The organism is Acinetobacter sp. V102_4, from assembly GCF_031799005.1.
GTDB lineage: Bacteria > Pseudomonadota > Gammaproteobacteria > Pseudomonadales > Moraxellaceae > Acinetobacter > Acinetobacter calcoaceticus.
Genome location: NZ_JAVQNR010000034.1, coordinates 389067 through 401355, shown reverse-complemented (window position 1 = coordinate 401355; position 12289 = coordinate 389067). Strand labels below are relative to the sequence as shown.

At 36.1% G+C, this 12289-nt stretch carries 11 protein-coding genes; 3 read left to right on the top strand and 8 right to left on the bottom strand.

Annotated elements, in window-relative coordinates; translation table 11 throughout:
- Positions 1–64: 64 nt before the first annotated feature.
- The 4 genes from RMB13_RS06855 to RMB13_RS06840 all read right to left on the bottom strand — a co-directional run bounded on the left by RMB13_RS06855 (position 65) and on the right by RMB13_RS06840 (position 4646).
- Positions 65–736, bottom strand: a complete 672-nt coding sequence (locus RMB13_RS06855; protein ID WP_240281786.1) for a 3-oxoacid CoA-transferase subunit A — start codon at positions 734–736, stop codon at positions 65–67.
- A 343-nt stretch (positions 737–1079) separates the two neighbouring features.
- Positions 1080–1796 carry a 2-C-methyl-D-erythritol 4-phosphate cytidylyltransferase gene (gene ispD / locus RMB13_RS06850; RefSeq protein ID WP_311084764.1) on the bottom strand — a complete coding sequence of 239 codons (717 nt, stop codon included), beginning with the start codon at positions 1794–1796 and terminating at the stop codon, positions 1080–1082.
- On the bottom strand, positions 1762–2151 hold the full coding sequence (gene ftsB / locus RMB13_RS06845) for a cell division protein FtsB (RefSeq protein ID WP_004643028.1): 390 nt from the start codon (positions 2149–2151) through the stop codon (positions 1762–1764). The genes ispD and ftsB overlap by 35 nt, the downstream gene beginning before the upstream one ends.
- Before the next feature lie 317 nt (positions 2152–2468).
- Entirely contained in the window at positions 2469–4646 is a 2178-nt protein-coding gene (locus RMB13_RS06840) for a TonB-dependent siderophore receptor (RefSeq protein WP_409070787.1), read from the bottom strand.
- A gap of 428 nt (positions 4647–5074) precedes the next feature.
- Here RMB13_RS06840 and RMB13_RS06835 point away from each other — a divergent pair, with 428 nt between their 5' ends.
- Positions 5075–5755 (top strand): hypothetical protein, encoded by a 681-nt coding sequence (locus RMB13_RS06835; protein ID WP_311084763.1) that lies wholly within the window; start codon positions 5075–5077, stop codon positions 5753–5755.
- A gap of 210 nt (positions 5756–5965) precedes the next feature.
- On the opposite strand, the gene RMB13_RS06830 is transcribed toward RMB13_RS06835, so the two are convergent.
- The gene (locus RMB13_RS06830) at positions 5966–6343 is read right to left on the bottom strand and encodes a hypothetical protein (protein WP_311084762.1); all 378 of its coding nucleotides are present in this window, start codon (positions 6341–6343) and stop codon (positions 5966–5968) included.
- A 368-nt stretch (positions 6344–6711) separates the two neighbouring features.
- Here RMB13_RS06830 and RMB13_RS06825 point away from each other — a divergent pair, with 368 nt between their 5' ends.
- A complete protein-coding gene (locus tag RMB13_RS06825; RefSeq protein WP_311084761.1) occupies positions 6712–7389 on the top strand; it encodes a YetF domain-containing protein in 678 nt (225 codons plus the stop codon).
- Between the two features lie 215 nt (positions 7390–7604).
- On the opposite strand, the gene eno is transcribed toward RMB13_RS06825, so the two are convergent.
- The 3 genes from eno to RMB13_RS06810 all read right to left on the bottom strand — a co-directional run bounded on the left by eno (position 7605) and on the right by RMB13_RS06810 (position 11481).
- On the bottom strand, positions 7605–8894 hold the full coding sequence (gene eno, locus RMB13_RS06820; protein ID WP_311084760.1) for a phosphopyruvate hydratase: 1290 nt from the start codon (positions 8892–8894) through the stop codon (positions 7605–7607).
- 61 nt (positions 8895–8955) lie between these two features.
- Positions 8956–9813, bottom strand: coding sequence for a 3-deoxy-8-phosphooctulonate synthase (gene kdsA / locus RMB13_RS06815; protein ID WP_003652054.1), 858 nt, complete (start codon positions 9811–9813; stop codon positions 8956–8958).
- Between the two features lie 30 nt (positions 9814–9843).
- On the bottom strand, positions 9844–11481 hold the full coding sequence (locus RMB13_RS06810; RefSeq protein WP_004643040.1) for a CTP synthase: 1638 nt from the start codon (positions 11479–11481) through the stop codon (positions 9844–9846).
- Between the two features lie 223 nt (positions 11482–11704).
- On the opposite strand from RMB13_RS06810, the gene RMB13_RS06805 reads away from it, so the two are divergent.
- A complete protein-coding gene (locus tag RMB13_RS06805; RefSeq protein WP_005040124.1) occupies positions 11705–12178 on the top strand; it encodes a hypothetical protein in 474 nt (157 codons plus the stop codon).
- Positions 12179–12289: the final 111 nt, after the last annotated feature.

Below are 12289 nucleotides of genomic sequence, written 5' to 3'. Positions count from 1 at the left end.
CCACACGTTTTGCAATCTGGTCACGGCTGAGTTTCTGGTAGCTCATGTTATTTCTCCTTATTGCTTATTGTGCGGGCGCTACTTGTACAACATGCTGTACAAAGATACCTGGAGTGATGATGTGCTCTGGATCTAATCCACCTAACTCAACTACCTCAGAGACCTGAGCAATGGTGACATCAGCAGCCATGGCCATGATCGGACCAAAGTTACGTGCAGATTTACGGTAAACCAGATTGCCCCAGCGGTCGCCCTTGTAGGCTTTAATCAAGGCAAAGTCAGCTTTAATTGGATATTCAAGTACGTAGTCTTTACCATCGATCTGGCGGGTTTCTTTGCCTTCAGCTAAAAGTGTTCCAAAACCTGTTGGGGTAAACACAGCCCCAAGCCCCATACCAGCTGCCTGAATACGGCAAGCCAGATTACCTTGCGGAACTACTTCAAGCTCTACTTTCCCAGCACGGTATAGCTCATCAAACACATAAGAGTCTGACTGACGCGGGAAAGAACAGATGACTTTTTTAACTGAACCAGCCTTAAGCAGTTTAGCCAGACCGTAATCGCCATTACCAGCATTGTTGCTAACAATAGTCAGGCCTTTAACACCGAGTTCAATCAGTCCGTCAATGAGTTCAGCGGGTTGTCCTGCGGTACCAAAACCACCAATCAGGATGGTGGCACCATCTTTAATCTGCGATAGAACCTCGCTAAGTGAGGACTTACTTTTGTCAATCATTAGACAACTCCATTGTGCTCATTGAAGAAGAGATAGGTAAGAGAGTTAGGCACACTGAGGCGAGAAGAATAGATAAATATTTCACTCAATCCCGAGTGTTTCCCTTAGATTTCCCTTTTAAACATTCTTGATAATTTTTATAATTTGATCTAGTTATCCCACTATGGTTTTGTTCGGTATAAGTGAATTTTGTTCGATGATCGAACATTATCTAAGATAGTTGTATAATCCTGATAAATCGTAAAACTTATAAATGTAAAAGAATATGAGTTGTTATAAATAGATATGTAGAAAAAATTGCTTAGACGATTTAATCATCCAAGCAATTTAAAAAATAATAGAATTAAGATTGAGATTGGAGAATCAAACGCGCAATTTCTAAATCATCGGGATAAGTAATTTTTATATTATCCGAACGCCCCATCACGACCCGTACAGTTTCACCTAGATATTCAAGTGCACTTGCCTCATCGGTAATAGTGACGTTATTTTCTAAAGCATGCTCAATTGCTTTTTTGAGTTTACCAATTTTAGTAATTTGAGGCGTTTGAGCTTGCCATAATGAGTCTCGGCTTACTGTTTTATCAATATGATCGCCTGTCTTAACTTGCTTTAAAGTATCACGAACAGGAATTGCTAAAATAGCACTATCATTTGATTCAATTGCCTTTGCCACAAGTGCATTTAAACAATCAATTGTTACACAAGGTCGAGCTGCATCATGCACAAGGACCCAATCATTTTCATCAGCAAAATTTAAAAGATGATTTAACGCATTTAATACTGAATGAACTCGCTCAGCTCCACCAGTGCAAAAATGCGCCTTATCTATATTTTGAAATGCAAGAGTCTGAGCAAAGGTATCTTGTGTACCAATAGCCAAAACATAACCATTTAACGGAAGTTGACTTATACGCCGAATAGTGTGTTCTAAAACAGTCCTATCCTGAATATATTGATACTGCTTCAATTCAGTTTTAGAAAATCGACTTCCTGATCCTGCAGCAGGTATAATTGCCCATAATTTAGTCTGGGATATCTGGGGATGCAGGTGTCTCATTCGTTTCCAAATCAACTTTAGCGTTCGGGTCAATATAAATAGGCTTGTAATGGGTACTAATTGTACTCATTTGAACAAATGTCTCGTGAGGTTTAACCAAACCAAGATCAAGGCGAGCATGTTCTTCTATTGCTTCTGTACCATTTTTCAGGTCAAAAACCTCTGCTGCCAAAATACGGTTTCGTTCTTTAAGCTCTTCATTTACCTCAGCTTGTTGCTGAATTTGTTGCATGAGAGCTTGATGAGGGATATAACCACCCTCACCTAACCAAAATTGATATTGCAGTATAGCTACTAAAACAATAACAAGTAGCAATATCAGTTTGCTTGAAGTGGATCGAAATACTTCTAACATATCATTAAGATTTTTAATTAAAAACTTTCGTTAAGAGTTTGTATTGTATAGTAATTAACAAGTAACATGCGGAATTCCTGCAAAAATTTAAGCAAAATTATTAATGGGCATATTACTTTAATTGACCATTGTGACATGTTTCATTTTGTCAAAAATGAATGGAATTTGAAAGGGAAATAATATTTATAAGTACAATTGCTTATAAATCAATCTATGCACCTAAACACCAGTCTAACTATGATGAAATTATGCTGAGTAAATATAGAAAAGCCCTCTTTCGAGGGCTTTTCTAAATCGATTACTTATGCGAATTTAAATCAGAAATTATAACGAACACTCAACATTGCATTTCGTGGTGTTCCCCAATTCATTGAGTTAGCACCAATACCTTCATAATATTTCTCATCAAAAATATTATCGATATTAAATTGAAGTTTGATATTTTTATCTACTTGATAGCCAAGCATCGCACTTGCTAAAACATACGCATCTTGTTCAATACGAGAGCTTCCACTACCTGTATAGTATTTACTCTTATAATTTAAACCAAGCCCTGCACTCCATTGATCAAGTTTGTACTTAACAAATAGATTCGAGGTTGTTCGAGAGTTTGTCGTATTAACCTTTGTGCCTTGTGCATCTTTTGCTTCAAAATTAGCAATACCAAAGTTAATACTCCAATTGTCATTAATCTCACCATCAACTTCAAACTCAAAACCTTTACTTTTAACCCCATCTACAGCGCGGTAGGCCTGCTCTGTAGTTTGTGTACCATTACGGACAATAAATACTCCCGGTATCCATTCAGCAAAATTAGATTGTTCTATTCGGAATACTGACAAAGCTGTATTTAAACGCCCTCCAAACCATTCGCTCTTTAAGCCAGTCTCATAACTCTTACCTGCAATCGGATCTATATATTGATCATTTATATCTTTACGTTCTTGAGGTTTAAAAATTTCTGTATAACTCGCGTATACAGAATGATCTTGGGCAAAATCATAAATAGCGCCAACATATGGTGCTAATTCATTGTTAAATTCACGGTTACCTTTAGCATTTTCAGATTTATATTCCCAGTTAGATAAACGTGCCCCAGCAATAACTTTTAAAGGATCAAAAATTTGAAATTTTCCAGCAACATAAGCAGCAGTTTGTGTAGTTTCATTTAGTGCATTTTTACCATTTAATACTACTGGTTGAAGCAACTCTTGAGCCATATCATTATAATTAAGTGGTCCACCTAAATACTTTTCAATGTCTTGGTTTGTGTTAGATCCACCAAAAATATCCTTTGTTTTCTCATTCTTATTCCAAGATCCACCAATAATGATTTCTTGTGGACGATTAAAAAGCGTAAATGGAGCATTGATAAAAACATCAATATTATTTTCTTCATTTGCAGCTTTTGCACCATATACTGAGACATTATCCTTGTCCTCTTCATTTTTTAATGGACTTGTATTTGTTGCCTTGTCTACTTTTCCAGCTGTATATAACAACATAGAAGCTGTGTCTTCTTTGCGAAAGGTATAAGCAACATTTAAATTAACCTCATTAAATAAATTCTGCTTTAAGTTTGCAAATACTGCAGCTGTATTCACATCCCAATAAGTCCAAGGTGCACTTACAGTTAAGTTCCTAGAAAAATTGGTACGAGTCCCATCAGTATAAAAAGCAGGTGTGCCGCCCCAACGAATACCATCACGATGTAATTCTTGATAAGTTGCACCAAGCGACATGCTTGTTTTATCACTCAAGTCATAATCAACCGCCCCATAAAATACATTCCGTTCTTTCTCATAAAAATCCATAAATGATTTTTCATCAGAATGCTTTACAAACATACGGCCACGCAATGATCCATCTGCATTAAGCGGTGTGGAAACATCCGCTGAGCTACTCCAAGAGTTCCATGAACCTAATGATGTGCTGACATTCCCAGTGAGTTCTTTTGAGTTTGCATGTTTCCGAATCATGTTCAGTGCCATCGCTGGGTTTCCAGCACCTGTGGTTAGGCCATTGGCACCCTTAACTACTTCGACACGATCATAAATATCTAAATCAAGGTCCCCTGTACCTAAATTAATCGTACTCGGCATTCCATCTATTAAGTAATAATCCACCTCAAAACCACGTGCATAAACTTTTTGGCGCTCATCAGTACGTGAGGTCGAAACACCCGTAATATTGTTCATTAAATCTTGAAAGGAATCGATTTTTCGATCATCTAAATACTCACGGGTTAAAACTTTGACCGATTGAGGAGTTTCACGAAGAGATAAATTTAGTTTTGTAGAAGTATTTGAACTTTTTGCTGTATAGCTTCCCGAACCTTCAGTAACAGCCGGATTTTCTTGTTCTGCTTGTACTTTTATCGTTGCTAAAGTGGCTGTTTCGGTTTGTTCTGCATAAACAAATGAAGGGACCGTTAAAGCCATAGAAAGTGCTAAAGGGTGAACTCTAAATGCTTTTCTAAAGGGCGGATTGTACATAAGAAAATTCCATAATAACCAATGTGCTGTACCATATTTTTAGCCTTCCACTACGTTGTTCCCTGTTACACAGTAGTAAAAGTTCGGTACAAAAATTAACACGAATGATAATTGTTATCAACTTTAAGTTAATAATTATTCTTATTTGTTTAATATGATTTACTAATCAATATTGCATAAATCACAGAATCGCTATCCCCACATCAAAATTTGGATGTCTAACGGATTGAATACTCATCTTGTTGAGTCATGGTGCTGCAGCCATGGGCTTTATATTATTGATTCAAAAATATATAAACCAATTTTCAAATTCAAATTGACTATGGAACTGCTCAAGAACAAGAGAAATAAAAAACTACACAGTATTTTCTTTTATATTTTATTATTCTTCATAAATCTCATAAAAGAGAATAAAGGTATAAACTGTAGTGCATAAAATTTTAGCATTTTCTTTAGCAAGCTTAGGTTTAAGCGCTTGTAATAACCCTACTGATGATAGCCCTTCAAAAATACTTAATATGGAGAGTAATCAGACACAATATACATCAGCTACCCCCTATATATTTGAATATAATGATATTGTATACACACTAAAAGCTGGACAAGATCCAGATACTGCCCATTTAAAATTTAAAAACTTATTAAAAAAAATTCCCTCTAGCGATAATAATTTAGATATTTTAAAAACCAAACGCAAGGTACTTATTCACTTAGGTTGCCTTAAAGGAGCATATAGAGTTACCGAAAAAATTCTAAATAAAACAGATAGTTCACAACTACAAGAGATGCAATGCATTTTCTTAAGAAAAATGAAAAAAGATGCTCATGAAATAAAAGAATGTTATGAAAAAACGGCCCATAGCTATTTAGACGAAATAAATTTAATTCCCAAGGCAGCTGTACGATATCAATATGTATTGTGGGGACATTATGCAGCAATGTTCCATGCCGGCCATATCGAATATAGAGATAAACTTCAAGAAATTATTGATTATCACAACATTGAAGATCACAAAAAAACATATCAACAAATGTATGAAAATATACTGAATGCCAGTGCTTTTCAAAAACGCTTAGATGCCATTCCGTATAGCCCGAATTGTCAGTAAAGCATATTAATCGATGTTATAAGCCACCATCCTCCTCAAAATTTTGGCTTGCTCGTAATAGAACCTAAATAATTGAGATTAAAAATAAAATAAGCAAAATCTTCTGTATCATTCGTAGCTAAATAAATTTTTCACAATTAACTCTAAACAAAGAAAAACTTTCTAATAAATTTTATATTTCTAAATATAAAATTTATGGAGACTAAATAATTAATCATCATAGATAAGATCATTTTCATCAACATTGATATAATCTGGCTGGGGATCTTTATCAAATTGTACAGCACATATTTTAACCTTACCTAAAATTTTTGCTTTCCCCACCCTATGCATACCATCCATTATTCTACCCTGTGAACACATTATTATTGGATAGGCCAAATCTGCTTCTTGGATTAATAGCATATGATTAATAATATCTTGAGTAGTAGGATGAGAATCCGGATACCAATACGGTTCATCTAATTCTTTTATTTCTGATAGTAAAATTTCTTTTACTTTAAAATTTTTAGTTAATGCTACTAAATTATCCACATCCCAAATATAGGTATCATTTTCAATTTTTCTAAAATGATATTGTTTTCTCATGATATAAAATTCCTCATAAAATTAAAATAACATTAAAACAAATTATATGTCTATTAATATTAAATATTGTAAAAATGAAGTCCGTAATTCCTAGCCAATATAGAAAAATAAATTTAAAACTAAAATTCCAATAAATAGCATTTTTATCCTATTTGACAACTTCAACAATCATTCTGTCTTGCTATTTATCTACAATTAAAACCCACGCTATATATTTATTCTAATGCATAGTTTGAAAATGAAATTTATACAAAATCACAGAGAGTTCGAATTTTTAACCAATAACTACTTAAAAAGTATATTTTTTCTATTTTTAATTTGCTAAGAATTTTAGAAAGACTTCCTCCACCTATTAAAAAGGAGAAAAAATGGATTTTTTTAATATTTTCATAGGTGACACTACATGGACCTTTATTTTGGAAATTTTGGTTCGATGTTTCGTCATGTTTATCATTATTATTAGTTTTTTAAGACTATCAGGTAAACGAGGTATTCGCCAACTCTCTCTTTTTGAACTCGCAATTATTTTATGTTTAGGTTCGGCGGCGGGTGATCCCATGTTTACCAAAGACTTACCTATAGTACATGCTTTAGTCGCATTTATCGTTATTCTTTTTCTCTACCGCCTTGTAACTTGGGCCATGGTGAAGCATAAGAAAATTGAAAATCTATTAGAAGGAAAAGCGCTTTGCGTAGTCAAAGATGGACTTTTAGTCTACAAAGATTTCCAGAAACAATCATATTCACATGATGAGTTTTTCTCAGAGATGCGCCAACAAAATGTTGAACATTTAGGTCAAGTGAGAACAGCTTTACTGGAGTCCGACGGCATCCTTAGCCTACTGTACTATGAAGATGAAGAAGTAAAATGGGGATTACCACTATTCCCTGATGCTTATTGCAAAGCTGACGTACTTAAAATTAATACTTTTTATTCATGTATGAAATGTGGTGAAACTAAAATTCTCAATAAAATTGATCAAGAATGTTCTCGTTGCAAACATCATAGTTGGGCTGAGTCTTTAAAAACCCGTCGACTAGGATAGTAAAAAAATTGAGTATTATAAATGTCTGACATGAAGTTTTTGAAAATGCTGTAGTTACTTGTTTTTTGCATTTTTTGAGGTGTAATAAAAGAATCACTAGAAAATGAAAAAGTAACTCATCTTTTAAGCATTAAAAAAGGTGCTATTTCCTATTAAAAATAGAGAAATAGCACCCTAAAATGTTAAAAAACTAATTTTAACTTTTTATTTAAAGATTAGTTTAAACCTTTAAACTCAGCTTTACCGCGGTAAGCAGCTTTAGTCAATTCTTCAATACGAAGTAATTGGTTGTACTTAGAAACACGGTCAGAACGGCAAAGTGAACCAGTCTTAATTTGACCAGCCGCTGTACCTACTGCTAAGTCAGCAATAGTTGAATCTTCAGTTTCACCAGAACGGTGAGAAATTACAGTTGTATAACCATTTTCTTTAGCAAGGTAAATTGCATCTAGAGTTTCAGTCAACGTACCAATTTGGTTGTATTTGATTAAGATAGAGTTACCTACTTTCTCATTAATACCACGTTGTAAAATCTTAGGGTTTGTAACGAACAAGTCATCACCAACCAATTGGATTTTGTCACCAAGGATAGATGTCAAGTAAGACCAACCTTCCCAATCTGATTCATCTAAACCATCTTCAATTGAGATAATTGGATATTGGTTTACAAGGCCTGCTAAATAGTCAGAGAACTGATTGCTTGTAAATGCTTTATTGCCTTCACCCGCAAGAACATATTGACCATTTTTGTAGAACTCTGAAGATGCACAGTCAAGCGCCAACATAATGTCAGAACCAGCTTTGTAACCAGTTTGACCAATAGCTTCAAGAATAACAGTGATTGCTTCTTCGTTTGAACGCAAGTTTGGTGCAAAACCACCTTCATCACCCACAGCAGTGTTTAAACCTTTTTTGTTTAAAACTGATTTTAGAGAATGGAAGATTTCAGCACCAGCACGTAATGCTTCAGCAAATGAAGTGAAGCCTACTGGCTCAATCATAAACTCTTGAATATCAACGTTGTTGTCTGCATGCGAACCACCATTGATGATGTTCATCATTGGTACAGGCATAGTCAAAATTGTTTGACCACGTAAGTCAGCGATGTATTGAAAAAGAGGAATTTTCTTTTCATCAGCAGCAGCGCGTGCAGCAGCCAATGACACAGCCAAAGTTGCATTTGCACCCAATTTTTCTTTGTTTTCAGTACCATCAAGTTCGATCATCGTAGTATCGATGTCTTTTTGTTCAAATACTGATTTGCCCACTAAAGCATCACGAATAATCGTGTTTACGTTGTTAACCGCAGTTTTAACACCTTTACCTAAGTAACGCGATTTATCACCGTCACGTAGTTCTAGAGCTTCACGAGAACCAGTTGAAGCACCAGATGGTGCACATGCACGACCAACAACCCCAGATTCTAAAATTACGTCTGCTTCGATGGTTGGGTTACCACGAGAGTCCAAAATTTCACGTGCACGGATGTCAACGATTTGGCTCATGAACAATTCCTCTGTTAAATGAATATGGGCTGCGATTAAAGCAGCGTAAGTGAGTAAAAACTCAATGGGTGTCTAACTTTTTGAATCCTTTAACCAAAGTATCCAATTCTTTTATTTGCGCCAAGAATGGCTCAAGCTGCGACATGCGTAATGCACAAGGTCCATCGCATTTTGCATGTTCTGGGTCTGGATGACCTTCCAAGAACAATCCAGCCAAACCTGTTGCCATTCCAGCGCGTGCTAAAGTTGTAATTTGAGCACGACGACCACCTGCCGAGTCAGCACGACCACCAGGAGTTTGCAACGCATGTGTTACATCGAAGAAAACAGGAACATTCATTTCTTTCATGATGTCAAAGCCAAGCATGTCTACAACAAGGTTGTTATAGCCAAATGCTGAACCACGTTCACAAAGAATAAGTTTATCGTTTCCTGCTTCTAAACATTTATTCAGGATATGACGCATTTCATGAGGTGCCAAAAACTGAGCTTTCTTAATGTTAATAATAGCTTGTGTTTTTGCCATCGCTTCAACAAGATCAGTTTGGCGACTTAAGAAAGCCGGTAACTGAATAATATCGGCTACTTCTGCAACTGCTTCAGCTTGGTGTGGCTCATGAACATCGGTAATGATAGGAACATTAAAATGTTTTTTAATATCGCCTAACCATTCAATACCTTTTTCAAGTCCAGGACCACGGAACGAATGCAGACTAGAACGATTTGCTTTATCGAAACTCGCTTTAAATACATAAGGAATGTCTAAGCGTTTGCAAATATCTACATAAGTTTCTGCAATTTCGAAAGCTAAATCTTTTGATTCAAGTACGTTCATTCCGCCAAATAATACAAATGGCAAATGATTTGCCATTTGTATATCGCCTAAACGTACAACTTCTTGTGGTTTTAATTGTGACATTTAAACTTTCCCAGTTTATTTAAAATCGCATTATTTACTTTTTTGATGCTGAGTTTTCGCAGCGTCAATAAAACTAGCAAATAATGGATGACCATCACGTGGTGAACTTGTAAATTCCGGGTGGAATTGTACAGCAATAAACCAAGGATGTTCAGGAATTTCTACAGTTTCAACCAAATGTTGAGCCGAAGAGTAACCAGAAATCTTCATTCCAGCTTGTTCAATCGACTCAATGAAACGGTTATTCATTTCATAACGGTGACGATGACGCTCAGTGATTTCTGCTTTACCGTAGACTTCACGTGTTTTTGTGCCTTCAACCAATTCAGATTTTTGTGCACCTAAACGCATAGTTCCACCTAAGTCAGACTCTACGCTGCGTTGTTGTAACTCGCCGCGCTCATCTAACCATTCGGTAATTAAACCAATCAATGGATACTTTGTAGAACGGTTAAACTCTGTAGAAGATGCTTCTGGCATAGCTGCAACATGACGTGCATATTCAATTACAGCCAATTGCATTCCTAAACAAATACCCAAGAATGGAATTTTGTTTTCACGTGCATATTGAATAGCTTTCATTTTGCCTTCAGTACCACGCTCACCAAAACCACCTGGTACTAAAATTGCGTCAGCTGTTTGCAAAATAGAAACGTCTTGGCTTTCAAGTTCTTCAGCATTGACATAGTCAATCTGTACTTTCACACGGTTTTTGATGCCTGCATGTAACAATGCTTCATTCACAGATTTATAGGCATCTGGTAATTCAACATATTTACCAACCATAGCTACACGTAAAGTGTATTCTGGGTTAAGTAATGCTTCGACTACATTATCCCAATCTTCTAGATTTGCTTCTGGAAGATCATTAAACCCAAAACGTTCACAAATGAGGTCATCAACGTTTTGTTCATAGAATGTACGTGGAATTTGATAAATTGTTTTCGCATCTTTACATACCACAACGGCACGCGCTTCCACGTTAGTGAACAATGCAATTTTGCGTTTAGTATCAACATCTACATCATATTCAGTACGGCAGATTAAGATATCTGGCTGAATACCAATTGAAAGTAATTCTTTCACTGAATGTTGAGTTGGCTTGGTTTTTAACTCAGCCGCAGATTTGATATATGGCAACAAAGTTAAATGCATCAGCATGGTACGTTTATGACCAAGCTCAACCATTAACTGACGGACTGATTCCATAAATGGAAGTGATTCGATATCACCAACCGTACCACCAATCTCAACGATTGCAACGTCGTAACCTTCACCTGCGCGAAGTACACGTTCTTTAATATTGTCAGTAATATGTGGAATAACTTGAACCGTACCACCTAAGTAGTCACCACGACGTTCTTTATTTAGAACATCTTGATATACACGGCCACTGGTAAAGTTATTCAGTTTGGTCATTTTCGCACGACGTAAGAAACGTTCGTAATAACCCAAGTCTAGATCAGTTTCGGCACCATCCTCTGTGACAAAAACTTCACCATGTTGGAAAGGGCTCATTGTCCCCGGATCGACATTAATGTAAGGATCCATTTTAACCATTGTGACTTTTAAGCCACGGGCTTCCAAAAGTGCAGCAACTGAAGCAGCAGAAATACCTTTACCTAGCGATGAAACCACACCACCAGTAACAAAAATAAAATGGGTCATTAAGTTTCTCGTACAATCAAGCCGAAATCGGCCTACAATGTTGGGCAATTTTACTTTACTCTGCCCCTATAAAGCAAAGTCAAACCGCATCAATTCAAAGATCATTAAACAACTGGTTATTCTATCAGCATTTTTAATAAAAAATTAGGTCCATCTCACATGATTTTTTCATTCTCTTTTGCTGTTATAATGCCAGCTCCTCAATTAAATGTTGTTTAGGACAATGGCAAATAAAAAACTTTTAATCTGTGCTGCAATTGCAGCTGGACTATTGTTAACCGCATGTGTCAAAAAAGAAACACCAGAAGAAGAGCAAGAAAAGGTTGAAACTGCTGTTTCAGAACCTAAGCCTGCTGAACCTGCAAAATTTGAGTCTTTAGAAAGCGTTAAAACTGAAGAAGCCCAAACACAGGAACCAACGCAAGTTGAAGTTCATCACGAAGAAACAGCGAATACCACAACTGAAATTCGCCGTGAAACTCGTCCTGCCCAATCTGATCAAAGTTCACAAACAACAGCTTCTGAGCAACCTAAAGCAGAACCGAAACCAAAACCGGAACCTAAGCCTGAGCCAAAACCAGAGCCTAAGCCTGAGAAAGTTCAATCAAAACCGGCTAAACCAGCTGAACCATCTCAAACTGAAGATGATGCTGTTGCCGCTGCGATTGCTGCTGCTACACCAGCGCTTAAAAACTAAGTTCCCGTATGAATATGCCCAAATTGAACAGTTGATTTGGGCTTTTTAAATATTATTAAAATTATCAATTCAATAATCAGTTCTACCTTTCTCTTTCTAATTTGTCTTTAA